We start from the raw sequence: 26,522 nt of genomic DNA, 5'->3' as shown, positions 1-26,522 counted from the left end.
AGCCTCACCCGACCCACCCGGGTCGCAGCACAACGTAACAACACGAAGTAACTGCAACTACGAACTTAAGGAACCGCACGACGATGCCCACTCTGCTGAGCATGGCGCTGGGCGCGGCACCGATCTTCGGTGGCGCTCTGCTGACCGCGGCGGCCGGACAGCTCAAGGGCCCGGATCTGCGCGGCCTGATCAAACAGGATCTCGACCTGCTCGATCGGGTGCCGACCGAGCAGACGAAGCGGCGGGCCGAGCTGCAACGCACCATCGACGAGCGGATCGACGACCTGATCGCCGCATCCGACCGGAGCAGGGCGTTGCGCGCCGCGGCGATGTCCTACCAGGGTAATTGGCGCGACGTGGTGCTGTTCTTCTGCTCGGTGCTGTTCACCTACGTCTGGTGGCACATCAACCACGAGCGCGGCAATTGGTTGCCGATGTTCATCGTGCTGGTCGTCGCATGCGTCACCACCGCGGTCTATGCGGTGCGCGGAACGCTGCGCAGCCTGGCACACGGCCGGAAGGGCGGGTCATGACGACCATCGTTGAGATTCCACGGCGGCACAACCCTTTTCCGGCGACCGGGGTGGTTCGCGACCACAACGGTATCCCGCACTACGAAGGGCTGCCGGCCACCCTGCTCGAGCTGCTGGCCGAGCAGGCCGAGCGCCGTCCGGACAGTGAGGCCGTGGTGGAGCTGGGCGCCGGGGCGCTGACCTACCGGCAGCTCTGGCAGCGGGCGGCGCGGGTGGCCGGCGGCCTGCGCACCGGCGGGCTGGAGCGCGGTGACCGGGTGGCGGTGCGCTATCCGGCCGGGCTGAACTGGGTGCTGGCGTTCTGGGGGGCCCTGATGGCCGGTGGCATACCGGTGGCCGTCAACACCCGATCGGCCGCACCGGAGATCGACTTCGTGCTCACCGACGCCGGGGTGCGGGTGGACCTCGCGCCAGGCACCGCACTGCCCGACGACCGACCGTACGTGGTGGTCGGGCTCGAACAGAGCGACACCGCGGCGCTGTTCTACACCTCCGGCACCACCGGGCGTCCCAAAGGAGTGCCCACCACCCACGAGGCGTTCCTGACCAACGCCGAGAACATGGTGCGCGTCTTGGGACAGTCCCGGCAGCTGGGTGAGGAGTTGCGCACCCTGATCTCGGTCCCGCTGTTCCACGTGACCGGCTGCAATTCGCAGCTGCTGGCCGCCGCCTACACCGGGGGTGCGGCGGTGATCATGCCAGCGCTGAGCCTTCCCGAGTTGCTCACCACGATTCCGGCGCAACGGATCTCCTCGCTTGTCACCGTTCCCGCGGTCTACGCTCTACTGCTGCGGCACCCCGACTTCGCGGGCGTCGACGTGAGCGGGGTGCGCTGGGTCGGCTACGGCGGCGCCCCGACCGCGCCGGCCCTGGTGCGCTCGCTGCGCGAGGCGTTCGACCCGGCGACGGTGTTCAACGGCTACGGCATGACCGAGACGGCCTCGCTGATGACGGTGCTGCCGGACTCCGACGCGGTGGCCCACGCCGACTCGGTCGGGTACGTGATTCCGTCGGGAGACATCGGCATAGCGCCGCTCGGGGACGATCCGACCACCGGCGAACTGGTGGTGCGCGGTGCGAATGTGATGGGCGGGTACTGGAATCGGCCTGAAGCCACCGCCGCCACCATCATCGACGGGTGGTTGCACACCGGGGATGTCGTCCGCGTCGACGACGCCGGGAGGGTGCACATCATCGACCGGCTCAAGGACATCATCATCCGCGGAGGCGAGAACGTCTCCAGCGTCGAGGTGGAAGCGGCGCTGCTGTCGGCGCCCGGGGTAGCCGACGCCTGCGTGCTGGCGGTGCCCGACGACGTGATGGGCGAGAAGGTCGGCGCCGTGTTGCTCGGAGACGACATCGACGTGGCCGCGGTGCTCGACCACTGCCGCGGTGAGCTGGCGGACTTCAAGGTGCCGCAGTACATCACCGTGGTCGCTGAGGAGCTGCCGCGCACCGCCAGCGGCAAACTGCTCAAGGGGCAACTGCGCCAGCAGGTGCAGTGGGGCGACCCGCTGCGGTGATACTCGCCGACGCTGTGCCGACGACGGTGCTGATCGCCAACCGCGGTGAGATAGCGCTGCGAATACTGCGTACCGCAACCGAATTGGGTTATCGTACCGTTGCCGTCTATGCCTCAGACGACGCGGACAGCCCGCATGTGCACGTCGCCGACGGCGCCATCGGATTGCCCGGCGCAGGTCCGTCGGCCTACCTGGATCAGGCCGCCATCCTGGCGGCCGCGCAGAAGTCCGGCGCTGCGCTGATCCATCCCGGCTACGGATTCCTCTCGGAGAATGCGGGATTCGCCCGCGGTGCCGCGGCGGTGGGGCATACCTTCGTCGGGCCCGTTCCCGAGCTGCTTGATCTGTTCGGCGACAAGTCCGCGGCTCGCGGCGCAGCGATCAGCGCCGGGCTGCCGGTTCCGGCCGCCACCGACGGGGCCGCAGGACTGGAGCAGATCCGTGACTTCTTGCGCGCCCATCCCGGCGGAATCATGGTGAAAGCGCTGGCCGGGGGCGGAGGCCGGGGGATACGCGTGGTCCGCTCCGCCGACCGGCTCGACGACGCCTACCGGTGGTGTGCGGGTGAGGCCCGACTCGGATTCGGCGCCGCGGCGGTGTTCGCCGAGGAACTCATCGAGGACGCACGCCACATCGAAGTGCAGATCGTCGCCGACGGCGTGCGGGCCCTGGCGATCGGCGATCGCGACTGCAGCATTCAGCGCCGCTATCAGAAGTTGATCGAGGTCGCGCCCGCACCCGGGGTCTCCGCCGAATTGCGGACCGCGCTGCACCGGGCCGCCGCCCGACTGTGTGCCAGGTTCGGGTACCGGGGCCTGGCGACCGTGGAATTCCTCGTCACCGGAGACGATTTCGTCTTCCTCGAGGTGAACCCGCGCCTTCAGGTGGAACACCCGGTCACCGAGATGGTGACGGGGCTGGATCTGGTGGCCCTGCAGCTGCGGATCGCCGACGGTGCCGCACTGGGCGATCTGGATCTGCCGGCCGGGGTGGTGGTGGCCGCCGAGGGCCGGGAGGCCGGGCAGGCCGCGCACGCGCACGGGATCGCCGTCGAATGCCGGGTCAACACCGAGACGGTCGCCGCCGACGGTACGGTGCAACCCTGCGTCGGCACCGTGTCGGTGTTCACCCCGCCGAGTGGGCCGGGGATCCGGGTCGACACCTACGCGCGACCGGGCCTGACCATCGGCCCCCGCTACGACTCACTGCTGGCCAAGGTGATCACCCATGTCCACGGCACCTCGTTCGTCGCTGCGGTGCGCAAGGCGCGAACTGCTTTGGCGGAATTGGCCATCACCGGCATCGGCACCAATATCGGGCTGCTGGACGCAGTGCTGTGCGACGAGGGGCTGGGTACCGGCGTCGTGACGACCGGATGGCTGGACCGCCGACTGCCCACCCTGGTCGCGGCGTCGGCGCCGACCCGCGACGAACGCCGCACCCTCACAACAGATCTGGGCCCAGGCGAACAGGTGTTGTACGCCCCGATGGCCGGAACCGTCGCCGAGGTGGAACCCGAGGTCGTGCTCGAGGCGATGAAGATGCAGCATGTGCTGGCTGCTCCCGGCGCCGTGGTGCGCACCCTTGTCGACCCGGGGCAGGTCGTCAACGCCGGAGACCCGGTGCTGGTCTTCGTCTCCGCCGGGGACGGGAGCACCGCCGGGCCCGACGTCGGCCCGGAGCCGGATTCCCCGCGCGCCGACCTCGACGAGGTCGTCGACCGGCACCGGCTCGCCCGCGACGAAGGCCGCCCCGAGGTCGTCGCCAAACGGCATCGGCAGGGCCGTCGCACCGCCCGGGAGAACATCGCCGATCTGGTCGACCCCGGCAGTTTCGTCGAATACGGGGCGCTGGCGGTGGCGGCGCAGCGCAGCCGGCGCTCGGAGCAGGACCTGATCACCAACACGCCTGCCGACGGCCTGGTCGCCGGGTTGGCGACCATCGGTGCGACGCAGGTGGCGGTGGCCTCCTACGACTACACCGTGCTGGCCGGCACCCAGGGCATGCGCAACCACGCCAAGACCGACCGGCTCTTCGAGGTGGCCGCCCGCCGCAGGCTTCCGGTGGTGCTGTTCGCCGAGGGGGGCGGCGGCCGACCCGGTGACACCGATGTCGCGGGCATGGCCGGACTGGATCTCATGACGTTTCGTGCACTGGCCGCCTTGAACGGCCAGGTGCCGTTGGTGGCGATCGTGTCCGGCCGCTGCTTCGCCGGCAACGCGGCGTTGGCCGGGGTGTGCGACGTGATCATCGCGACCCCGGACGCCAACATCGGTATGGGCGGCCCGGCGATGATCGAAGGCGGCGGGCTGGGCGTGTACCGGCCGGAGGAGATCGGGCCGATCGAGGTGCAGCGCCGCAACGGGGTGGTTGCGCTGGCGGCACGCGATGAGGCGGAGGCGGTGGCGCTGGCCAAGCGCTACCTGTCCTACTTCCGCGGCGAGGTGACCGACTGGGCCGAACCCGATCCGCGGCTGGCCCGGCACGTGGTGCCGCAGAATCGGTTACGGGCCTACGATGTGCGCCGAGCGATCGACGCGGTGGCCGACGTCGATTCGGTGCTGGAGCTGCGACCCGATTACGGGGTCGGGATAGTGACCGCCCTGGTGCGCGTGCACGGCGTTGCCCACGGGTTGTTGGCCAACAACAGCCACCACCTCGGCGGAGCGATCGACGCCGAGGCGGCCGACAAGACGGCCGACTTCTTCGAGCTCTGCGAGTCGTTCCGGCTGCCGGTGGTGACACTGTGCGACACACCGGGATTCATGGTCGGCCCGGACGCTGAGCGGGAGGCCACCGTGCGGCGGTTCAGCCGGATGTTCATCGCCGGAGCCCGGCTGACGGTGCCGATGGGGATGATCGTGCTGCGCAAAGGCTATGGGCTGGGGGCGATGGCGATGGCGGGCGGTTCGTTTCACGCCCCGCAGTTCACCGTCGCCTGGCCTACCGGCGAGATCGGCGGGATGGGGCTGGAAGGGGCGGTGCGGCTCGGGTTCCGCAAGGAACTTGCCGATGCCGCCGATCCCGAACAGCGTCAACAGCTCTTCGATCAGCTGGTGGAGGCGGCCTACCGGCGTGGGCGGGCATTGAGCGCTGCGACCACCTTCGAACTCGACGATGTGATCGACCCGGCACAGTCGCGCACCTGGATCGCGAGCCTGTCCGACCGTTAGTTGTCGGTGCCCGGCGCTACCGTGCGGCTATGGACACGGCACTGTTGATCCTCCTCACCTCGCTTGCGTTGCTGGCGGTGATCCTCCATGTCCTCGCGCTGCTGCGTCCCGGTGGCCGGGTGATCTCACCGGAGCAGCTCGCCGCGCTGCGCGGCGACAGTGAACGCGTGGAGCGAACGCTGCGCGAAGAGCAGCATGCCGGGCGGGCCGAACTCGCCCAGGCCTTCCACCACTGGCAGGCGACGCTGCACCGGTTCGGATCGACCCAGCAGGACATGCTGGAGAAACTGGGCTCCACGCTGGACCGGCAGCTGGGCAACCTGCAGACCGAGAACACCGCGCAGCTGGAGAAGATGCGCGCAACCGTCGATGAGAAGCTGCAGGCGACGCTGGAAACCCGGCTGGCCCAATCGTTCACCCAGATCTCTGAGCGCCTGGAGGCCGTGCAGCGGGGCCTCGGCGAGATGCAGACGCTGGCCACCGGGGTGGGCGATTTGAAGCGCGTGCTGACCAACGTCAAGACCCGCGGCATCTTCGGCGAGGCGCAACTGGCCGCGTTGCTGGCCGAGACGCTGACCCCGGAGCAGTACGCGACCAATGTCAGCACCGTGCCGGGATCGACTGCGCGAGTGGAGTTCGCGATCCGGCTGCCCGGTGCGTCCGGAGCCGGTGAGGTGCTGCTGCCGATCGACGCCAAGTTTCCGCGCGAGGACTTCGAGCGACTGCTCGACGCGCAGGACAACGCCGACGCGGCGGGGGAGGCGGCCGCGCGGCAGGCATTGGTCCGGCGGATCGAAGCCGAAGCCGGAGACATCTGTGACAAATACCTCGCGCCGCCGCACACCACGGATTTCGCGATCCTGTTCCTGGCCACCGAGAGTCTCTATGCCGAGGTGCTGCGCCAGCCGGGGCTGTTCGAGCAGATCCAGGCCAAGTACAACGTCACCTTGGCCGGGCCCACGACGCTGGCCGCACTGCTCAACAGCCTGCGGATGGGCTTTCGGACCCTGGCGATCGAGCAGCGCAGCAGTGAGGTGTGGCAGGTGCTCGGCGCCGTCAAGACCGAGTTCGGCAAGTTCGCGGCCGTACTGGAGAAGACGCGCAAGCAACTCGACACCGCCCGCAACACCATTGACACCGCGGGCGTGCGTACCCGGGCCATCGAACGCAGGCTGCGCGGGGTGGAATCACTGCCCGAACGCGCGGCCGAAGCCATGCTGGGCGAATTAACCGACGGCGACCGGGCAATCGACGAACTTGACGTCGGATTCAGTTAGACTGCCCGGGTGGATGCCGTCCCGGTCGCCGTGGCCCGCCAGCTGCCGGCCACGGTGCGCGGAGCACGGACCCGCGCCGGGCTGGTCGCGGCGGCCCGCAAGGTATTCGAGCGCGACGGCTATCTCGACGCCAAGCTGACCGACATCACCAAGGCGGCCGGATGCGCGACCGGGTCGTTCTACACCTACTTCGCGAACAAGGAAGAGATCTTCGCCGCCGTCCTCGAGCAGGCGCAGCAGGACATGATGCATCCGGGCATGGGCCGGGTGAGCCGAACCGACAATCCGTACGCGGTGCTCGAGGCGAGCAATCGTGCCTATCTGGAAGCGTATCGGCGCAATGCGAGATTGATGGGGCTGCTCGAGCAGGTGGCCCAGATCGATCCGAAGTTCCGCGCCTTCCGGTCGCAGCGTGCCGATGCGTTCATTCAGCGCAATGCCGCCGGAATCGCCGATCTTCAGGAGCGCGGGATCGCCGCCGCCGACGTCGATCCGCTGTTGGCATCGCGGGCGCTGTCGGGGATGGTCAGCCGGCTGGCATACAACATTTTCGTGCTCGAGGAGGCCACCGGCACCTCCGGTGCGGACTTCGAGGCGCTGGTCACCACCGTCACCCGGCTCTGGGCGAACGCCCTGCAGTTCCGTCCGAACGGTAATTGAACATGATGCCGGATTCAATTAGGGTCACTGTCGCTGCGAACTCCAAGAGCAAGGACTGCCCATGAAGGTTGCGGAACGGGTCGCCATCGTCACCGGCGGTGGAGGCGGAATCGGGGGCGCCCTGGCCGTGGCGCTCTCCGCGGCCGGGGCCCGGGTGGTGGTGGCCGACCTGGATGCCGACGCCGCCACGGCGGTGGCCGACGCGATCAACGCCGACCGGCCGGACGTGGCGGTCGGGTGCGGCGGCGACGTCTCCGACACCGAAGTCATCCGCGGGCTGATCGCAACGGCCGAGCGCCGATACGGACCGGTCGACATGTACTTCGCCAACGCCGGCATCACCGGCGCCCCCGGCCTGGATGCCGGCGACGCCGACTGGGACCAGGCCATCGACGTCAACCTGCGGGCCCACATCCGCGCCGCCCAACTGCTGATTCCCGGCTGGGTGCACCGCGGCGAGGGGTATTTCGTATCGACCGCGTCGGCCGCGGGTCTGCTCACCCAACTGGGCGGGGCCGCCTACACGGTCACCAAGCACGCCGCCGTCGGATTCGCCGAATGGCTCAACATCACCTACGGGGACCAGGGGGTGCGGGTCAGCTGCCTGTGCCCGATGGGCGTCAACACCAAGCTGCTCTACTCCGGTGAACAGTCCGGCGACCCGCTGGGTGATCTCGCCACCCGGGCGGTCACCGCGGCCGGTGAGGTGCTCGAGCCGGCCGCCGTGGCCGACGAGGTGCTGGCGGCCATCGACGACGAACGCTTCCTGATCCTGCCGCATCCGGCGGTGCTCGAGATGTACCGGTTCAAGGGAGCCGATTACGACCGTTGGCTGCGCGGAATGCGCCGCTATCAGCGTGGCCTGCTCAGTCCCGATGTTTCCTAGGTGAGGAGCCTGCATGTCCCTGTTCGATATCTCCGAGCGCGCCGCGAAATATCAGTCCGATCTGCTGGAGTTCATGGACGAGTGCGTCTATCCGGCCGAGGCGGTCTACGAGACGCAGATGGCCGAAGCCGGCAACCCGCACTTCCAGCCTCCGATCCTGGAGGAGCTGAAAGCCCAGGCCCGGGAGCGCGGATTGTGGAATCTGTTTCATCCCCACCCGGAATGGGGCCCGGGCCTGACCAACCTCGAATACGCGCCGCTGGCCGAGATCATGGGCCGCAGTCCGCATCTGGCCCCGGAAGCCTGCAACTGCAGCGCTCCCGACACCGGCAACATGGAGGTATTCACGCTGTTCGGCAGCGACGAGCACAAGGAGAAATACCTCAAGCCGCTGCTGGAGGGCACCATCCGGTCGGCGTTCGCGATGACCGAGCCGCAGGTGGCCAGCTCGGATGCCACCAACGTGCAGTTGTCGATGGTCAAAGACGGGGCCACCGGGGACTATCTCCTCAATGGACGTAAGTGGTTCGCCTCCAACGCATTGCATCAGAACTGCAAGGTGATGATCGTGATGGGCAAGACCGATCCGAACACCGCCACCCACCGCCAGCAGTCGATGATGGTGGTCCCCATCGATGCCCCGGGCGTCACCATCATGCGCGGCCTGCCGGTCTTCGGCTACCAGGACCGCGAGGGTCACGCCGAGATCGACTTCAAAGACGTTCGGGTGCCGGCCAAAGACGTGCTCAAGGGTGAAGGCGAGGGGTTCGCGATCGCCCAGGCCCGGCTCGGGCCGGGCCGCATCCACCACTGCATGCGCGCCATCGGCATGGCCGAGCGGGCACTGGAGTTGCTGTGCAAGCGCGCCCAGTCCCGGGTAACGTTCGGCAGGCCGGTATCCGACAACGCCAACATCCGAGACTGGATCGCCGAGGCGCGCATCGATATCGAGATGATCCGCCTGCTCACCCTCAAGACCGCCCACCTGATGGACACCGTCGGCAACAAGGCGGCGCAGGTCGAGATCGCGGCGATCAAGGTCGCCGCACCCAACATCGCGCTCAAGATCGTCGACCGGGCCATCCAGGTGCACGGCGCCGGAGGCGTCACCGACGACTTCCCGCTGGCGGGGTTCTGGGCGCACCTGCGCACCCTGCGACTCGCCGACGGCCCCGATGAGGTGCACAAGCGCGCCATCGCCCGCCAGGAACTGGGCAAGTACTCCAAGGACACACGATGACGACACAGGATCTGCAGGGGCGCACCGCGATCATCACCGGCGGATCCCGGGGCATCGGGCTGGCGATCGGCCAGCGCCTGGCCGAGGCGGGCGCCAACGTGGTTCTCACCTCACGCAAGCAGGAAAACGCCGACGCCGCGGCGGCCCAGGTCGACGGCAACGTCCTCGGGGTGGCAGCGCACGTGGCCGAAGACGATGCCGCGCAGCAGTGCATCGATCTGGCCCTGGAGCGGTTCGGCAGCGTCGACATCCTGGTCAACAACGCCGGCACCAATCCCGCGTTCGGTCCCCTGATCGACCAGGATCACGCCCAGTTCGCCAAGATCTTCGACATCAACCTGTGGGGGCCGCTGCTGTGGACGTCGTGCGCGGTCAAGTCGTGGATGGGTGAGCACGGCGGCACCGTGATCAACACCGCGTCTATAGGCGGGATGAGTTTCGGGCCGCTGATGGGAATGTACAACGCCACCAAGGCTGCGCTGATCCACGTCACCAAGCAACTGGCGTTGGAACTCTCGCCCGGCGTGCGGGTCAACGCTATCTGCCCGGGCGTGGTGCGCACCAAGATGGCCGAGGTGCTCTGGAAGGAACATGAGCAGGCGCTGTCGACGACGACACCGCTGGGCCGGATCGGCGAGCCGGTCGACGTGGCCGGCGCCGTCGCGTTCCTGGTGTCGGATGCCGCGAGCTGGATCACCGGGCAGACCCTGGTGATCGACGGCGGTCAAATCCTCGGCGACGCAACGGGATACAGGGCGGGCTTCGGTGGCTGACGTTGTCGGTGTCGATTCGGCGATGGTGGCGCGCTGGATCGCGCAGCTGGGTATTCCGGTCGCCCGCCCACTGACATTCGAGCGGATCGGGATCGGGCAGTCGAATCTGACCTACCTGGTTTCCGACGCGGCCGATCACCGCTGGGTGCTGCGCCGCCCGCCGCTGGGAAAGTTGCTGGCCTCCGCCCACGACATCGCCCGCGAGGCCCGCATTCTTACCGCCCTGGAGGACACCGAGGTGCCCACCCCGCGGGTGTACGGGCTGACTCACGACCCCGACGGCACCCCGCTGCTGCTGATGGAGTTCATCGACGGGGTGGTGCTGGACCGGATGCCGGTGGCGGAATCGTTGAGTCTGGAGCGGCGCCGGCAGATCGGGCTGTCAATGCCCAAGACACTGGCCAAGATTCACGCCGTCGACATCAAGGCCGTGGGCCTCGATGACCTGGCCAGTCACAAGCCGTACGCCCAGCGTCAGCTCAAACGCTGGGCCGGTCAGTGGGAGAAGTCCAAGACGCGGGAGCTGCCGGCACTCGACGACCTGACCCGGCGGCTGGTTGCAGCGGCTCCACCGCAGCAGGAACTCACCCTGGTGCACGGCGACTTTCACCTGCGCAACGTGATCACTTCGCCGCGCAGCGGTGACGTGGTCGCCGTGCTGGACTGGGAGCTGTCCACTCTCGGCGACCCGCTGGCCGACATGGGCAGCCTATTGGGCTACTGGCCGCGGCCGGGCGAGGAGGACATCGCCGGAGAGTTCGTCATCAGCACGCTCGACGGCTTCCCGGAGCGCGACGAGTTGGCCCGGGTCTACCTGGAAGAGACCGGCCGCGACGCCGCGAGTCTGCAGTACTGGCATGCTCTGGGGCTGTGGAAGCTCGCGATCATCGCCGAGGGGATCGTCCGGCGGGTGCTGGAGAATCCGGCGAACAAGGCCGCCGCCGGCACCCCGATCACCGCATGGATCGACGCGATCGTCAACCGGGCCCGCGAGGTGGCCGAGGAAGCGGGCATCTGAGACCGGAGCCCGACCTCGTCGACGGGGTACCGCGCAGGCGGATAGTGGTGGCGTCGCTGATCGGCACCACCATCGAGTTCTACGACTTCTACGTCTATGCGGCCGCGGCGGTCACCGTGTTCCCGCACCTGTTCTTCCCGCCGGGGAACGCGAGCGCGGCGCTGCTGGCGTCGCTGGCAACGTTCGGCCTGGCGTTTGTGGCCAGACCCGTGGGGTCGATCCTGTTCGGCCACTTCGGCGATCGGCTGGGCCGCAAGACCACGCTGGTGGCCTCGTTGCTGGTCATGGGTGTTGCGACGTTCTTGATCGGGCTGCTGCCGACCTACCACCACATCGGCGTCGCGGCACCGGTGTTGCTGGCGGTCCTGCGGTTCAGCCAGGGTTTGGCCCTCGGCGGCGAATGGAGCGGAGCGGCCTTGCTGGCCACCGAGACCGCCAAGCCCGGCAGGCGGGCCTCGGCGGGAATCTGGCCTCAGTTGGGGGCGCCGTTGGGTTTTCTGCTCGCCACCGCGATCTTCCTCTTCTTGCTGCGATGGCCGGGGCAGTTCCTCACCTGGGGCTGGCGGATTCCGTTCCTGCTGAGCGCGGTGATGGTGGCCGTTGGACTCTATGTCCGGGTACGGCTTACCGAGACACCGGTCTTCGCGCAGGCGATCGAGAGCGGCCAGCGCGTCCACGCGCCGATCGCGAGCGTGATCCGGGGCAGTTGGCGCCAGTTGATCATCGGGACCCTGGTGATGGTGGCGACGTACACGCTGTTCTACACCGTGACCACCTGGACGCTGAGCTACGGCACCGCCAAGCGCCCGCCCGAGGGCGCCGGGCTGGGGTACAGCTACGCCGAATTCCTGGGCCTGCAACTGGTGGCGGTGGCCTTCTTCGTGGTCGTGCTGCCGGTGTCGGGAGCGTTGGCCGACCGATTCGGCCGGCGCCCGGTGCTGCTGGTGTTCACCGCCGGAATCATGGGGTACGGAACGACCTTCGGTGCCTTCTTAGACCCGAACGGATCCACCGGCGCGATACTGGCCTTTCTGGTCATCGGGATGACGTTGATGGGCTTGGCATTCGGCCCGATGAGCGCCGTCCTGCCCGAGCTGTTCCCGACCAACGTCCGCTACACCGGCTCCGGCGTCTCCTACAACGCGGCGAGCATCTTGGGGGCGGCGGTGGCGCCGTTCATCGCCACCTGGCTCGCCGCCGAGCACGGGGTGCGCTGGGTGGGCGGCTATTTGTCGGCTGCGGCCGCGCTGTCCTTCGCAGCGCTGCTGGTGATGCGCGAGACCCGCGACACCGCGCTGGAAACGGTCACCATCGCCGACCACCTCGGCGATGCCCTGCACCCCGGCTGACCGGGCCACCGAGGCGCAGACGCCTAGCCCAGCGCGCTGCCGAACACCTGCCGCATCGCCGCCCAGTGCCGGGCCGCGGCGTCGGCGTCATAGGGCGGGTTGTCCGGGACGGCGAAGCCGTGCTGGGCCGGATAGAACTCGACGGTGTGCTCGACACCTGCCGCGGACAGCGCCTCGTCCAGGATTGCGGCCTGTTTCTTGGTGAACGAACCGTCGTTCTCTGCGCCGGCCACGTAGATCGTGGCGCGTATCTTCTCGGCCAGCAGGTGTGGGCTGTCGGGTGCGTCGGTGACCAGGCCGCCGCCGTGGAAGGACGCCGCCGCCGCCACCCGATCGGGAAGGCGCCCGGCCACCACCACCGAGGTGCGCCCACCCATGCAGTAGCCGCAGACGCCGAACTTCGCACCGCGCACTTCGGGCCGGCCGGCCAGATAGTCGAAGAACGCCGCCGCGTCGGTCGCCATCCGGTCGAAGGTGACGCTGCCCAGCATCGACATGAGCCGGCCCCGCTCCTTGGTGTCGCTGAACGCTGTGGCCATGTCGAACGGCGCCCACTGGCCGTGCCGGTAGTACATATCCGGCAGCAGCACCGCGTAGCCGGAAGCGGCGAGCTCGGCGGCCATCTCGGCGAACGTCTGCCGAACCCCGCCGGCGTCGGGATACATCACCACCCCGGGCCAGGGGCCGGGGCCCTCCGGAGTGAACAGCTGCACCGGGCAGCTGCCGTCGGGCGTGGTGATGAGGTCGGTTGTTGCGGGCATGGCTTCCGTTGTACTCCGTCGCCGCGGCGCTAGGCTGGGCGGCGTGCCGATCGCCACACCCTATGAGGATCTCCTGGCCCTGGTGCTCGAGCGTGGGACCGCGAAGGCCGACCGCACCGGCACCGGCACCCGCAGCCTGTTCGGCCACCAGCTGCGCTACGACCTGTCGGCGGGATTCCCGCTGATCACCACCAAGAAGGTGCACGTCCGCTCGGTGGTCTACGAGCTGCTGTGGTTTCTGCGCGGCGACTCCAACATCGCCTGGTTGCAGGAACACGGCGTCACGATCTGGGACGAATGGGCTTCGGCGACCGGCGATCTCGGTCCGGTGTACGGAGTGCAGTGGCGCTCCTGGCCGGCCCCGACCGGGGAGCACATCGACCAGATCGCGCGCGCGGTGGAGTTGCTGCGCACCGATCCGGATTCGCGCCGCATCATCGTCTCGGCATGGAACGTCGGTGAACTGGACAAGATGGCGCTGGCGCCGTGCCACGCCCTGTTCCAGTTCTACGTCGCCGACGGGCGGCTGTCCTGCCAGCTCTACCAGCGCAGCGCCGACCTGTTTCTCGGGGTACCGTTCAACATCGCCAGCTATGCGCTGCTCACCCACATGATGGCCGCGCAGGCCGGGCTGGGCATCGGGGAGCTCGTCTGGACCGGTGGGGACTGCCACATCTACGACAACCACGTCGAACAGGTGCGCCAGCAGCTGTCCCGAGAACCGCGCCCCTACCCGAAACTGCTCTTGACGCAACGGGATTCGATCTTCGACTACACCTTCGACGACATTGCGATCGTCGACTATGATCCGCACCCGGCGATCAAGGCGCCCGTGGCGGTATGAGCGCGCTCGCGTTGATCTGGGCCCAATCGGTGTCCGGGGTCATCGGGCGCGCCGGCGGCATCCCGTGGCGGTTGCCCGAGGACCAAGCGCGATTCAAGGAACTCACGCTGGGGCATCGGGTGGTGATGGGCCGGCTGACCTGGGAATCCCTGCCGGCCGCCGTGCGGCCACTGCCGGGACGCACCAATGTGGTGGTGACCCGCGACCCGGACTACCGCGCCGACGGTGCCGGGGTGGTTTCGACGCTGGACGCGGCGCTGACCGACGCCGAGACCTGGGTGATCGGTGGCGCGCAGATCTACGCGCTGGCGCTGCCGCTGGCCACCCGCTGCGAGGTGACCGAGGTCGAGATCGACCTGCCCCGTCAAGACGCGGACGCGGTCGCGCCGGTGCTCGACGAGTCCTGGAAAGGCACCTCGGGGCCCTGGCTCACCAGCGAGGGCGGCTTACGGTACCGGTTCCACAGCTACCGCCGCTGATGGTGACGCTGAGCGCGGCGCAGGCGCGCCGGATCGCCGTTGCTGCACAGGGATTCGGAGCGCCAAAACCAACCGCTGCGGTGAACCGGGCGCATCTGAAGCGCCTGATATCCCGCATCCAAGTGCTGCAACTGGACTCGGTGTCGGTGGCCGTGCGTGCCCACTACGCCCCGGTGTTCAGCCGGTTGGGGCCCTATGACCGCACCGTGCTGGATCGCGCCGCGTGGAGTCACAGCGATCGCTCGCCGCGGCTGCTGGTCGAGTACTGGGCGCACGAGGCGGCCCTGATGGCGGTCGATGACTGGCCGCTGATGCGCTGGCGGATGCGGCAGTACACCCACGGTCGGTGGGGCAACGTGCCGCCCAACCCGCGACTGGCCGACGGCATCGTCGCCGCGGTCGCCGAACTCGGGCCGGCAACAGCCGGGCAGATCGAGGCGCACCTTGCGGCCGGGCCCAAGCGCGGTAAGGGAACCTGGTGGAATCGCAGCGACACCAAATGGGTGGCTGAGGCGCTGTTCGCCGCCGGAGTGCTGACCACCGCCACCCGGGTCGGGTTCGCCCGGCACTACGACCTGGTGCACAACGTGCTGCCGCCGAACGTGCTGGGCCGCCAGGTCGACGACGCCGAGGCGGTGCAGGAACTGGTACTGCGGGCCGCCGGCGCCCTGGGGGTCGGCACCGAGGCCGACCTGCGCGACTATTTCCGGCTGTCGTCGCGGCAGGCAAAACCGGCGATCGCAATGCTGGTCGCCGCCGGCGAACTGGAACCGGTAGCGGTGGCCGGCTGGGACGCGCCGGCCTATCTACGTGCCGGGCAAGCGATTCCGCGGACCGATCGGGGGACTGCGCTGCTGTGCCCGTTCGACCCGCTGATCTTTTTCCGGCCCCGCACGCAGCGACTGTTCGACTTCCACTACCGGCTCGAGATCTACACCCCGGCGGCCCAGCGCAAGCACGGCTACTACGTGTGGCCGTTCCTGCTGGACGGACGGCTCGTGGGCCGGGTGGACCTCAAGGCCGACCGGGGCGCCGATGCCCTGCACGTCATCGCCGCGTTCGCCGAAGAGGGCGCCTCACCCCCACAGGTGGCGACCGCACTGCTCGCCGAGCTGGAGTCGATGGCCTCCTGGCTGGGTCTGGGCCAGGTGAGCGTGGGGGAACGGGGGAATCTGGTGAGGCAGCTGCGCCGGGCCGGGCTACGGCGATGAACCGTGCCCCGGCGGTCGTGCCCGGCTCATCGGTGCAGGTGCCGGCGGGCGTTGTGGGCGAATGCGGTGGCGCTTTCGCGGGCCGCGTGCGCCAGCTCGGTTCCGCGGTCCGCGGCGACCTCGGCCAGATGCGCTCCCCGCTCATCGGCCACCTCGAGTAACGGCCCGGCCTTCTCACTCACCCTCTCGGCGAGCTCGCGGCCGTGTTCGGCGCCGGCCTGCAGGCCCGCGCTCACCTTGTCGCCGACCGTGTCGAGCACCGCATCACCGGAGCTGGTGGGCAACGCCGTGGCCGCGCGTCGATAAGCGTGCCGGGCGGCGCGGCGAGCCCGCCAGCCCAGCGAGGGCTTTCCTGCGGTGTCGAAGGCCGCGATCATCAGCCCGCCGATCAGGCTGATGTCGGTCAGCAACGCCTGGCGCTGTTCGGCCCTGCGCTGCGCGTCAGGCTCCGTCCAGAACAGGTGGCCCCCGGCGCTGCCCGGAATGACGGTGCCCGCCAGCACCGCAGCGGCAACCCGCGGCAGCCTGCCGCTGGCCAGCAAGAGGCCACCGCCGATCTGGACCAGCGCGTTGGCTTTGGCGAACGTTTCGACGTCAGACGGCACCTTGGCCGCGATCTCGTCGGGCATCCCTTTGAGTCCCTCGAACGCCGGGCGCGCCGTCCGGCCGGCTTCCTGCGGCCGGCGCAACGCCTCGACACCCTGACCGATGAACGCCGCCGCGAGCAGCGGACGGGCAATTCTGCGCATCAACACGGGGCCTCCTGGAGATAGGGTGTCTTTCGGCGGCTATGGCACGGTGCCGGCGAGTCGGAACTCGCCGGCACCGCAACGCCGGTCGGCTTACTGTTCGGCACGCTCGCGGGCCTCATCCGCAGCGGCCTTGGCCCGGGCCTTTTCGGCCTCTGCCTCCTTGGCGGCCACCTCGCGCTGGGCCTCGGCCTTGTCCTGCTGCGCCTGGCCTTCTCGCTTGAGCGAGTCGTTTCCGGTCACGGTGCCGACGGCCTCCTTGGCCTTGCCCTTGACGTCTTCCACGACGCCTTTGATGCCGGCTTCGGGCCCGCTGTCCTGGTCACTCATGTGTGCCTCTCCTGTTCGACCAACCTGGGCCGACGCCTGGCGACGTGCCGGCTGTCCACCCAGCAGCGACCGGGGTGGCCGCCGATACGCCCGAATACCCGCCGGGCTTACAACGTAAACCTCGCACCGCCTGCAACCCGTTGCCCGGGAACCCAAAAGCGTTCGACCTCAACGGTGTTGGGGCAGAACACGGCGGTCGCGGCGGCACTTTCCAGATTTCGTTAACCTTGGCGATAACTGATCGGTGCCGCCCTCGACTGGCGTGCCGGTGCATAATCTGGTCGGAAACACGGGATGTGATCGCGTGCGGGGTTCGGTTTCGTTGGGTGTCGTCGTTGTGGGCTGCGTACTGGCCGCCGGTTGCGGCAACAGCGGGGGTACGGCAAAACCCAGCGCCGGTGCGCCCACACCGACCACCACGACCGCTACCATCGCGCCGGTCGCCGAAGACGGCCTGCGGGCCGTGCTGCTCACCCCCGACGAGATCAACCCGATCATGGGCGTGAGCGACATGAAGGCACACGCGCCCCACGATGTGCTGCCCGACGACAGCGCCACCATGCAGCCCGCCGAGTGCCTGGCCGTCGACGGAGTCGCGCAGGAACAGGTGTATGCGCGCAGCGGATTCAGCGCGGTGCGCGAGCAGAGTGTCAGCGACGGCGAAGACAACGCCCACTATGTCGATCAGGCGGCGGTGCTGTTCCCGACCGCCAAGCAAGCCCAGGCGTTCTTCGAGGCCTCCGCCAAGCAGTGGCCGCAGTGCCACGACTACACCCACACCCAGAGCGGCTCGGAGTGGACCGCCGGGGCGATATCGAACGTCGAGGGCGTGCTGAGCACCGTCGCGACCCAGCAGAACGCCGGTGAGTCGGCCTGGCAGGCCTGCGGGCGGGCGCTAACCGTGGCCAACAACGTCGTCGTCGACGTCAACACCTGCAGCACCGACCCGAAGGACTCCGCAATCCTCATAGCCCGGCAAATCGCCGCGAAAGTCCCGAACGGCTGACGCCGGGCCGGCACACCTTAAGGTGAGTGCCGTGGCCGAGACGGCGCCGCTGCGCGTGCAACTGATTGCCAAGACGGAGTTCACCCCGCCGCCGGACGTGGCGTGGAGCACCGACGCCGACGGCGGGCCGGCGCTGGTCGAGTTCGCCGGGCGCGCCTGCTACCAGAGCTGGTCCAAGCCCAACCCGCGAACCGCCACCAACGCCGGCTACCTGCGGCACATCATCGATGTCGGGCACTTCTCGGTGCTCGAGCACGCCGTCGTGAGCTTTTACATCACCGGAATCTCGCGGTCGGCCACCCACGAGCTGATCCGGCACCGGCACTTCTCCTTCTCCCAGCTGTCACAGCGCTACGTCCCCGAACCCGACTCGCGGATCGTGGTGCCCCCCGGCATGGAGGACGACCCCGAGCTGCGGCAGATCTTGACCGAGGCCGCTGACGCCAGCCGGGCCGCCTACACGCAGCTGCTGGCCCGGCTGGAAGCCAAATTCGCTGATCAGCCCAGTGCTGTCCTGCGGCGTAAACAGGCCCGCCAAGCCGCCCGCGCCGTGCTGCCCAACGCCACCGAGACCCGCATCGTGGTGACCGGCAACTATCGGGCGTGGCGGCACTTCATCGCGATGCGCGCCAGCGAACACGCCGACGTGGAGATTCGCCGGTTGGCCGTCGAGTGCCTGCGACAGCTCACCGATGTGGCCCCGGCGGCATTCGGGGACTTCCAGATCAGTGCCCTGGCCGACGGCACCGAAGTCGCGACCAGTCCGCTCGCCACCGAAGTCTGAGCAGCTTTGCGGCGCCAGGTAATCTTAGGGCCGTGAGCAGCAGCGGATTCGATGCCAGGGCGCAGCTGGGCACCGTGCTGACCGCCATGGTGACCCCCTTCGGCGCGGACGGTTCGGTGGACACCGACGCCGCGGTACGGCTGGCCAACCGCCTCGTCGACGCCGGCTGCGACGGCCTGGTGGTCTCCGGGACCACCGGCGAGTCGCCCACCACCGCCGACTACGAGAAGTTGACCCTGCTGCGTGCCGTGGTCGAGGCGGTCGGTGACCGGGCTCGCGTCATCGCCGGTGCCGGCAGCAACGACACCGAACACAGCGTCCGGCTCGCCGAAGCCTGTGCCGGGGTCGGCGCGCACGGCCTGCTGGTGGTGACGCCGTACTACTCGCGTCCGTCGCAGGCCGGACTGCTGGCGCACTTCACCGCCGTCGCCGACGCCAGCCCGCTGCCGGTGATGCTCTACGACATCCCGGCCCGCTCGGTGGTGCCGATCGCCCCGGACACCATATTCGAACTGGCGGAGCACCCGAACATCGTGGCGATCAAGGACGCCAAGGGCGACCTGCACGCCGCGGCGCAGATCATGGCCGAGACCGGGCTTGCCTACTACTCCGGTGACGATGCCCTGAACCTGCCGTGGCTGGCGATGGGCGCCACCGGGTTCGTCAGCGTCATCTCGCACTTCGTGGCCGGTCAGCTGCGCGACATGCTGGCCGCCTACGCCGCCGGCGACGTCGAGACCGCCCGCAAGATCAACGTCGCGATCGCTCCGCTGTCCAACGCGATGGCCCGGACCGGCGGGGTGACCTTCGTCAAGGCCGGTCTGCGGCTGCAGGGCTTCGACGCCGGCGACCCTCGGCTGCCGATGGTGCCCGCGACCGCGGCCGAGATCGACGAACTGGCCCTCGACATGCGCACCGCGTCGGTGCTCGGGTGAGCACGGGTGAATGAGGACCTCACACCGCCGGGACCGCTGACCGCCGGCGGACTGCGCGTCACCGCGCTCGGCGGCATCAACGAGATCGGTCGCAACATGACCGTGTTCGAGCACCTCGGCCGGTTGCTGATCATCGACTGCGGCGTGTTGTTCCCGGGCCACGACGAGCCCGGCGTCGACCTGATCCTGCCGGACCTGCGTCACATCGCCGAGCGGCTCGACGACGTCGAGGCGCTGGTGCTGACACACGCCCACGAGGACCACATCGGGGCCATTCCGTTCCTGCTCAAACTGCGGCCCGACATCCCGGTGGTCGGATCGAAGTTCACTTTGGCCCTGGTCGCCGCCAAATGCCGCGAACACCGCCTCAAGCCGGTGTTCGTTCAGGTCGCCGAGGGCCAGCGCAGCACCCACGGGGTGTTCGAGTGCGAATACTTCGCGGTGAACCACTCCATCCCGGATGCGCTGGCGATCGCGGTGCATACCGGCGCGGGCACGGTGCTGCACACCGGCGACATCAAACTCGATCAGCTGCCGCCGGACGGGCGCCCCACCGACCTGCCAGGCATGTCGCGCCTGGGCGACAAGGGGGTGGACCTGTTCCTGTGCGACTCGACCAACGCCGAGATTCCCGGTGTCGGGCCGAGCGAGAGCGAGGTGGGTCCCACCCTGCATCGGCTGATCCGTGGCGCCGAGGGCCGGGTGATCGTGGCGTGCTTCGCCTCGAATGTGGATCGGGTGCAACAGATCGTCGATGCAGCGGTCGCGCTGGGCCGCCGGGTGGCGTTCGTGGGCCGCTCGATGGTCCGCAACATGGGCATCGCCAAGGAGCTGGGCTTTCTGCGGGTGGCCGACACGGACCTGGTGGACATCGGGGCCGCCGAGATGATGGCGCCGGAGAAGGTGGTGCTGGTCACCACCGGAACCCAGGGCGAGCCGCTGTCGGCGCTGTCACGGATGTCGCGGGGCGAGCACCGCTCCATCACGTTGACCGCCGGTGATCTGGTGGTGCTGTCGTCGTCGCTGATCCCCGGCAACGAGGAGGCCGTCTACGGCGTGATGGATGCGCTGGCCAAGATCGGCGCCCGGGTGATCACCAACGCCGCGGCGCGGGTGCACGTCTCCGGGCACGCCTACGCCGGCGAACTGTTGTTCCTTTACAACGGGATCCGGCCCCGCAACGTGATGCCGGTGCACGGCACCTGGCGGATGCTGCGCGCCAATGCCGCACTGGCCGAACGCACCGGGGTGCCGCGCGAGTCGATCCTGTTGGCCGAGAACGGTGTCAGCGTCGACCTGGTCGGCGGGCAGGCGAGCATCGCCGGCGCAGTCCCGGTCGGCAAGATGTTCGTCGACGGGCTGGTGGACGGCGACGTCGGGGACGCGACGCTGGGGGAGCGGCTGATCCTGTCCAGCGGGTTCGTCGCGATAACCGTGGTGGTGCGTCGCGGGACCGGCAAGGCCGTGGCGCCGCCACATCTGCATTCGCGAGGCTTCTCCGAGGACCCCAAGGCGCTGGAACCGGCGGCACGAAGGGTGGAGGCGGAGCTGGAATCCCTTGCCGCCGAACGTGTTACCGATCCAACGCGGATCGCCCAGGCGGTCCGCCGGACGGTGGGCAAATGGGTCGGCGAGGTCTACCGTCGCCAGCCGATGATCGTGCCGACGGTCATCGAGATCTAACCGGTCAGCGCTTGTTGACGAATCCGGCGTCGACCGGTAGGGCGATACCGGTGATGTAGCGGGCGGCATCCGACACCAGCCAGGCCACCGCGTTGGCGATGTCGTCGGGTTGCAGCACCTGCACCGGCAACGCATTGCCCATGTCCGGCGGCGCCCCGGTGCGGGCCGTGAGGTCGGCGAGCCACTCTCGAGTGTGCTCGTTGTTGATCATCGGCGTGTCGACACCGGCCGGGTGCACCGAGTTGACCCGAATGTTCTGTGGCGCCAGCAGGTTCGCATAGACCCGCATCAGCCCGACGAGCCCGTGCTTGGCTGCGGTGTAGCCGATGGCTCCGGCGTCGTGGCTGCCGATGCCGGCGAGGCCGGCGACCGAACTGATCAGCACGATCGACCCGCCGTCATGGTGTGCGTTCAGGGCCGGGATCGCGGCCTCGATGGTGTGATACACGCCGGTGAGGTTGACGTCGATGACATCGCGCCAGCCGTCGGCGGCTGCCATCGGGGCGATTCCGGCGTTGGCCACCACGATGTCCAGCCGGCCGAATGCGTCGATACCGCCCTGCAGCGCCGCCGTGAGCGTGCTCTGGTCGCGGACGTCCGCCGTGGCGGCGACGATGCGCGCACCGGTGTCCTCGACCAGCTTGACGGTGGCGGCCAGATCCTCGTGGGTCGCCATCGGATAGGGCACGCTGGCGATCTGGTCGCACAGGTCGACCGCAATGATGTCGGCGCCGTCGGCGGCCAGGCGCAGGGCGTGGGCCCGGCCCTGGCCGCGTGCGGCACCGGTGATGAAGGCGACTTTGCCGTCCAGTGAACCCATCACTCGGCTCGTAGTTGGCCTTTGGCCGGGTCGCCGGCCGGCAGCGGCTGCAGCATCTTGATGTCGGGCGCCCCGGCCAGATGCTCCTTGAGGTTGCCGAACAGCTCGGCGACCGTCGGGGCCTGCGAGTGCGCCTGCAGCGCGTCGGCGTCCGCCCACTGCTCGATGAAGACGAAGGAGCCGTCGGTTTCGTGCACCGAGTAGAGCTGGCAGCCCGGCTCCTCGTGCACCTGTCCGACCGCTTTGGTGCAGATCTCTCGGGCGATGTCGACCGATTCGGGCTTGACGGCGAAGGTGGCGACGACGACTACCGGCATGAAGGTCTCCTTCTCAGGGCTTGCTGGGGCTCGGTGGCCGGGCCGGCCACGGCGGCTCTGTCACCGTACGCAGCACGTTGTGACCCGTGCCACGCGGGGGACCGCCCGGAAGCTGCTGCCGTGACCAGTGTGGCAGATGGTGCGAATGAGGGTATTGCGGTTAGGCTTGCGGCTATGGCTAGTAGGACGGCTAGTAAGGCCGGGTCGCGATCGGCTCCGCGAACTAGCAGGTCAAAGGCTGGTTCCCGCGCCAATTCCCGGCCGGGCCGCGCAGCGGCGGCGCGCCGCAAGCCCGCGCCGCGCCGGCAGCATTCGGGGTTGGCGGGGGCGGGCATGGCCTGTGGCCGGGCCGCCAGGGCCGCGTGGCTGATGGCCGCCAAGGCGGCCGGCGGCACCGCCCGGTCGGTGGGCCGCGCCCACGACATCGATCCCGGTCATCGGCGCGACGGCATCGCCCTGGCCCTGCTGGGCCTGGCGGTGGTGACGGCCGCCAGTTGCTGGCTGGACGCCGCGAGACCGGTCGGAGCCTGGATCGACACCGGCCTGCGCGCGGTGATCGGCGGGGCGGTGATACTGCTTCCGGTCCTTGCCGGCGTCGGCGCGGTCGCGCTGATGCGCACCGAGCCCGACCCGGAGAACCGGCCCCGGCTGATCCTCGGTGCGGCCATGGTGTCGCTGCCCATCCTGGGTCTGTGGCATCTGTGGGCCGGCTCGCCGCAGACACCCGACGGTCGTCTGCACGGCGCGGGTTTCGTCGGGTTCGCGATCGGCGGCCCGCTCGCCGACGGACTGACCGCCTGGATCGCCGCACCGCTGCTGTGCATCGGCGCGCTGTTCGGGGTGCTGCTGCTGACCGGGACGACGCTGCGTGAAGCGCCCGAGGCATTACGCGACCTGTTCACCACCCGCGGGTATGAGGACGACTACTACTACGACGACGATTACGACGACGGTTATGACGACGACTACGAGGGTGACGCCGTCGATGACGACCCCGCCGCCGGCGCCGGCGACGCGCCGGATTGGCAGTCGCGCACACCACTGGACAACTACCCGCTCGACGAGCCGGCCGCCGAGGCGCCGCCGGCGGCCAAGCCGGCCCGCCGCAAGCCCAAGCCCAAGGCGGCCAAACCGACCGACACCACGGTCGTATTGGACCGGGTGGTGGAGGGCCCCTACACGCTGCCGCCGCTGAGCCTGCTGGTGGCCGGCGACCCGCCGAAGACCCGTACCGCGGCCAACGACGCGATGACTGACGCGATCACCTCGGTACTCGAGCAGTTCAAGGTCGACGCCGCGGTCACCGGCTGCACCCGCGGCCCCACCGTCACCCGCTACGAGGTGGAGCTGGGCCCCGGGGTCAAGGTCGAGAAGATCACCGCCCTGCAACGCAACATCGCCTACGCGGTGGCCACCGAAAGCGTGCGGATGCTCGCACCGATCCCGGGCAAGTCCGCCGTCGGCATCGAGGTGCCCAACACCGACCGGGAGATGGTGCGGCTGGCCGATGTGCTCACCGCGCCGTCCACCCGCCGCGACCATCATCCGCTGGTGATCGGGCTGGGCAAGGACATCGAGGGCGACTTCATCAGCGCCAACCTGGCCAAGATGCCGCACCTTTTGGTGGCGGGCTCCACCGGCTCGGGCAAATCCAGCTTCGTCAACTCGATGCTGGTGTCGCTGCTGGCGCGGGCCACCCCGGAAGAGGTCAGGATGATCCTGATCGACCCGAAGATGGTGGAACTCACGCCGTATGAAGGCATTCCGCACCTGATCACCCCGATCATCACCTCACCGAAGAAGGCGGCGGCCGCGCTGGCCTGGCTGGTCGAGGAGATGGAGCAGCGTTACCAGGACATGCAGGCCTCCCGGGTGCGTCATATCGACGTCTTCAACGAGAAGGTGCGATCAGGGGAGATCACCGCGCCCTTGGGCAGCGAACGGGTGTACCGGCCCTATCCCTACATCCTGGCGATCGTCGACGAGCTCGCCGACCTGATGATGACCGCGCCGCGCGACGTCGAGGACGCGATCGTGCGGATCACCCAGAAGGCGCGGGCTGCCGGCATCCACCTGGTGCTGGCCACCCAGCGGCCGTCGGTCGACGTCGTCACCGGTCTGATCAAGACCAACGTGCCGTCTCGGCTGGCGTTCGCCACCTCGTCGCTGACCGACTCCCGGGTGATCCTGGACCAGGCCGGCGCGGAGAAGCTGATCGGGATGGGCGACGGGCTGTTCCTGCCGATGGGCGCCAACAAGCCGATCCGGCTGCAGGGCGCGTTCATCACCGACGAAGAGATCCACGCCGTCGTCACCGCCTGCAAGGACCAGGCCGAGCCCGAATACACCGAGGGCGTCACCGCCGCCAAGCCGACCGGTGAGCGCACCGACGTCGACCCCGACATCGGTGACGACATGGAAGTCTTCCTGCAGGCCGTCGAGCTGGTGGTGTCCAGCCAGTTCGGCTCCACCTCGATGCTGCAGCGCAAACTGCGGGTCGGCTTCGCCAAGGCGGGCCGGCTGATGGACCTGATGGAGACCCGCAGCATCGTCGGGCCGTCCGAGGGCTCCAAGGCCCGCCAGGTACTGGTCAAGCCCGACGAGCTGGCGGCCACCCTGATGGCCATCCGCGGCGGCGGCGAACCGGATACCGACGATGACGGCGATGACGGCGACTAGTTGTTGACCACCAGCGACAGGCCGTGCCGATCCCGGACCGGCCCGGCCTGCCGCGGCCGCCTGCTGCGGGCCAACAGGCGGTGCACGGCCGCCTCGATGCCGCGCGCGAGTTCGTCGGCGTGCGCGACGGCGCCGTAGTCGGCGAGGATGCCGAAGAACAGGCTGTCGCCGTAGCGCAGAATCGCCGCGCCGGTGCGCAACTGCAGCGCGACCGGCGGGATCGGATATACCGCCGAGACGTGGCGGCCCATGATCTGCAGCGGCCGGTCCGGCCCGGCCGCGGTGGCTGCCAGCGCCACCACGCTGCGTTGCGGCAACCGGGACAGCACGTTGGCCGCCCACGCGGTCACCGGGGCAGGGATCGCGCGGGCCACCGCCATCCACGCGTTACCGCGCTTGGCGGCCATCGTGGCCTCGGCCAGCCGGGCGTGGACCATCCGCAGACGCACCACCGGATGGTCCTCGTCGACCGGCAGGCGAGGCAGCAGCACCGCCTGGGGAATCGGCACCATGGTTCGCAGCGAATCGGCCCGCGGCCATTCGCCGCGGCGGAGCAAGATGTTGCGGTAACTCTCGGTGATCGCCGCCAGGGCGACATCGTCGACGGTGACCTGGAATGCCCGGCAGATCTGCTCGACCTCTCCGGCGCTGACCCGAGCACCGGTGTAACGGCGCCGACTCGTCAGCGGGCCGTTGAGCGGGGTGATCGGGCGCACCAGTCCGGTCGCGAATCGGGCAACACCGCGCAGGGTCTGCTCGGCCTGCATGGCCCCGATCATCGCGTCGACGGCGACCGAGGCCCCGGCCCGCAGCGCGCCGCGCCACCCGGTGTGCTCCCGGGACGGCTCGGGGCCACCCCCGCCGCCGTGAGTTATGCCCTCGTCGGAGAGCCCGGCCAGGATGTGGACGGTGGCGACCGCGTCGGCAATGCACGGGTGGACCTTGACCAGCAACGCCCAGCGGCCGCCGGACAGGCCGTCGATCACCCAGATCTCCCACAGCGGCCGGTCCCTGTCCAACCGCCATGACATCACCTCGGCCACCACGCTGAACAACTCGGCATCGGTACCGGGTCCTGGAACCGCGATGCGGCAGACATGGTTGGCGAGCTTGAAGTTGTGGTCGGCGACCCACTCGGCGGTCCGCAGGTCCAACACCCGGCGGCGCAGGCGCTGGGAGAAGCGGGGGCACGCGGCGATCCGCTCGCCCAGCACCGACACCAGCGCCTGGTGGTCGGGGATCGGCCCGTCCAGCACCGCCAGGGCGCCGATGCCCAGATGCGTGTGCCGGTCGGCGTCCTCCACGTGCAGCAAACTCGTGTCCAGGGGTGTCAGGTGCTCGGCCACGGCTACCTCCAGTTATCTGCAACTGTCAGTACCACTATCTCGTGTGCACGATGCCGGCGGCAGGGCCGGAAGTCCCTGGTTCTGCGCCCCCGGCCTCACCAGACACGCCCCGGACACGGACCGGACACGGACCAGACACCGGAGTT

The 26,522-nt window shown here is 69.1% G+C and carries 24 protein-coding genes; 18 read left to right on the top strand and 6 right to left on the bottom strand.

The genetic code is table 11. The annotated features are described in order from the left end of the window. Positions 1–83 precede the first annotated feature (83 nt). The 10 genes from BST28_RS16180 to BST28_RS16135 all read left to right on the top strand — a co-directional run bounded on the left by BST28_RS16180 (position 84) and on the right by BST28_RS16135 (position 12,432). On the top strand, positions 84–533 hold the full coding sequence (locus BST28_RS16180; protein WP_083081851.1) for a hypothetical protein: 450 nt from the start codon (positions 84–86) through the stop codon (positions 531–533). Further along, complete coding sequence (locus BST28_RS16175) at positions 530–2,056, top strand: class I adenylate-forming enzyme family protein (protein ID WP_207570115.1); 1,527 nt, start codon at positions 530–532, stop codon at positions 2,054–2,056. Before BST28_RS16180 ends, BST28_RS16175 begins: the two co-directional genes overlap by 4 nt. A 14-nt stretch (positions 2,057–2,070) precedes the next feature. After that, entirely contained in the window at positions 2,071–5,229 is a 3,159-nt protein-coding gene (locus BST28_RS16170) for an acetyl-CoA carboxylase family protein (RefSeq protein WP_083081863.1), read from the top strand. Positions 5,230–5,258: 29 nt separating this feature from the next. Next, a complete protein-coding gene (locus BST28_RS16165) occupies positions 5,259–6,506 on the top strand; it encodes a DNA recombination protein RmuC (RefSeq protein ID WP_019739024.1) in 1,248 nt (415 codons plus the stop codon). Between the two features lie 9 nt (positions 6,507–6,515). Continuing rightward, entirely contained in the window at positions 6,516–7,166 is a 651-nt protein-coding gene (locus tag BST28_RS16160; RefSeq protein WP_065288270.1) for a TetR/AcrR family transcriptional regulator, read from the top strand. A 61-nt stretch (positions 7,167–7,227) separates the two neighbouring features. Next, positions 7,228–8,052, top strand: a complete 825-nt coding sequence (locus BST28_RS16155) for an SDR family oxidoreductase (RefSeq protein ID WP_065288269.1) — start codon at positions 7,228–7,230, stop codon at positions 8,050–8,052. A gap of 13 nt (positions 8,053–8,065) precedes the next feature. Then, positions 8,066–9,292, top strand: a complete 1,227-nt coding sequence (locus tag BST28_RS16150; RefSeq protein WP_065288268.1) for an acyl-CoA dehydrogenase family protein — start codon at positions 8,066–8,068, stop codon at positions 9,290–9,292. Continuing rightward, positions 9,289–10,065 carry an SDR family oxidoreductase gene (locus tag BST28_RS16145; RefSeq protein ID WP_019736307.1) on the top strand — a complete coding sequence of 259 codons (777 nt, stop codon included), beginning with the start codon at positions 9,289–9,291 and terminating at the stop codon, positions 10,063–10,065. The genes BST28_RS16150 and BST28_RS16145 overlap by 4 nt, the downstream gene beginning before the upstream one ends. Positions 10,066–10,087: 22 nt before the next feature. Next, positions 10,088–11,083 (top strand): phosphotransferase family protein, encoded by a 996-nt coding sequence (locus BST28_RS16140; RefSeq protein ID WP_083081861.1) that lies wholly within the window; start codon positions 10,088–10,090, stop codon positions 11,081–11,083. Beyond that, on the top strand, positions 11,026–12,432 hold the full coding sequence (locus BST28_RS16135; RefSeq protein ID WP_207570113.1) for an MFS transporter: 1,407 nt from the start codon (positions 11,026–11,028) through the stop codon (positions 12,430–12,432). Before BST28_RS16140 ends, BST28_RS16135 begins: the two co-directional genes overlap by 58 nt. A 23-nt stretch (positions 12,433–12,455) precedes the next feature. On the opposite strand, the gene BST28_RS16130 is transcribed toward BST28_RS16135, so the two are convergent. After that, positions 12,456–13,193, bottom strand: coding sequence for a dienelactone hydrolase family protein (locus BST28_RS16130; protein WP_019736310.1), 738 nt, complete (start codon positions 13,191–13,193; stop codon positions 12,456–12,458). Positions 13,194–13,236: 43 nt separating this feature from the next. Between BST28_RS16130 and BST28_RS16125 the strand changes: the two genes are divergently transcribed. Genes BST28_RS16125 through BST28_RS16115 form a run of 3 tightly spaced genes read left to right on the top strand, consistent with a single transcriptional unit; the run spans position 13,237 to position 15,727 of the window. Continuing rightward, complete coding sequence (locus BST28_RS16125; RefSeq protein WP_083081848.1) at positions 13,237–14,037, top strand: thymidylate synthase; 801 nt, start codon at positions 13,237–13,239, stop codon at positions 14,035–14,037. Then, on the top strand, positions 14,034–14,516 hold the full coding sequence (locus BST28_RS16120) for a dihydrofolate reductase (RefSeq protein WP_019736312.1): 483 nt from the start codon (positions 14,034–14,036) through the stop codon (positions 14,514–14,516). Before BST28_RS16125 ends, BST28_RS16120 begins: the two co-directional genes overlap by 4 nt. Next, a complete protein-coding gene (locus BST28_RS16115; RefSeq protein ID WP_065288267.1) occupies positions 14,516–15,727 on the top strand; it encodes a winged helix-turn-helix domain-containing protein in 1,212 nt (403 codons plus the stop codon). Before BST28_RS16120 ends, BST28_RS16115 begins: the two co-directional genes overlap by 1 nt. Positions 15,728–15,753: 26 nt before the next feature. Here the strand turns inward: BST28_RS16115 and BST28_RS16110 are convergent, their stop codons facing one another. Together BST28_RS16110 and mbp1 are read right to left on the bottom strand one after the other, a co-directional pair. Next, entirely contained in the window at positions 15,754–16,476 is a 723-nt protein-coding gene (locus BST28_RS16110; RefSeq protein ID WP_083081858.1) for a DoxX family protein, read from the bottom strand. Positions 16,477–16,569: 93 nt separating this feature from the next. Further along, on the bottom strand, positions 16,570–16,806 hold the full coding sequence (gene mbp1, locus BST28_RS16105) for a microaggregate-binding protein 1 (RefSeq protein ID WP_019736315.1): 237 nt from the start codon (positions 16,804–16,806) through the stop codon (positions 16,570–16,572). Positions 16,807–17,110: 304 nt separating this feature from the next. Between mbp1 and BST28_RS16100 the strand changes: the two genes are divergently transcribed. From BST28_RS16100 to BST28_RS16085, 4 genes are read left to right on the top strand one after another with little or no spacing between them, the layout of a single operon-like run. Further along, entirely contained in the window at positions 17,111–17,812 is a 702-nt protein-coding gene (locus BST28_RS16100) for a sensor domain-containing protein (protein WP_043336015.1), read from the top strand. A gap of 31 nt (positions 17,813–17,843) precedes the next feature. Next, on the top strand, positions 17,844–18,596 hold the full coding sequence (gene thyX / locus BST28_RS16095; RefSeq protein ID WP_019736317.1) for an FAD-dependent thymidylate synthase: 753 nt from the start codon (positions 17,844–17,846) through the stop codon (positions 18,594–18,596). 32 nt (positions 18,597–18,628) lie between these two features. Next, entirely contained in the window at positions 18,629–19,531 is a 903-nt protein-coding gene (gene dapA, locus BST28_RS16090) for a 4-hydroxy-tetrahydrodipicolinate synthase (protein ID WP_065288266.1), read from the top strand. 6 nt (positions 19,532–19,537) lie between these two features. Further along, a complete protein-coding gene (locus BST28_RS16085) occupies positions 19,538–21,214 on the top strand; it encodes a ribonuclease J (RefSeq protein ID WP_019738593.1) in 1,677 nt (558 codons plus the stop codon). 4 nt (positions 21,215–21,218) lie between these two features. On the opposite strand, the gene BST28_RS16080 is transcribed toward BST28_RS16085, so the two are convergent. Both BST28_RS16080 and BST28_RS16075 read right to left on the bottom strand, forming a co-directional pair. Next, positions 21,219–22,034, bottom strand: coding sequence for a mycofactocin-coupled SDR family oxidoreductase (locus BST28_RS16080; protein WP_019738592.1), 816 nt, complete (start codon positions 22,032–22,034; stop codon positions 21,219–21,221). Next, positions 22,034–22,351, bottom strand: coding sequence for a putative quinol monooxygenase (locus tag BST28_RS16075; protein ID WP_065288264.1), 318 nt, complete (start codon positions 22,349–22,351; stop codon positions 22,034–22,036). Before BST28_RS16075 ends, BST28_RS16080 begins: the two co-directional genes overlap by 1 nt. Before the next feature lie 174 nt (positions 22,352–22,525). Between BST28_RS16075 and BST28_RS16070 the strand changes: the two genes are divergently transcribed. Continuing rightward, positions 22,526–25,030, top strand: a complete 2,505-nt coding sequence (locus BST28_RS16070; protein WP_170306798.1) for an FtsK/SpoIIIE family DNA translocase — start codon at positions 22,526–22,528, stop codon at positions 25,028–25,030. Here the strand turns inward: BST28_RS16070 and BST28_RS16065 are convergent. Next, positions 25,027–26,376 carry a wax ester/triacylglycerol synthase family O-acyltransferase gene (locus BST28_RS16065; protein WP_083081843.1) on the bottom strand — a complete coding sequence of 450 codons (1,350 nt, stop codon included), beginning with the start codon at positions 26,374–26,376 and terminating at the stop codon, positions 25,027–25,029. The genes BST28_RS16070 and BST28_RS16065 overlap by 4 nt on opposite strands. Positions 26,377–26,522 lie beyond the last annotated feature (146 nt).

The sequence above is a fragment of the Mycolicibacter kumamotonensis genome (assembly GCF_002086285.1).
In the GTDB taxonomy this organism is placed as follows: Bacteria; Actinomycetota; Actinomycetes; order Mycobacteriales; family Mycobacteriaceae; genus Mycobacterium; species Mycobacterium kumamotonense.
Note: the sequence above shows the minus strand (reverse complement) of the source record. Positions and strands in the feature narration are given on the sequence as shown.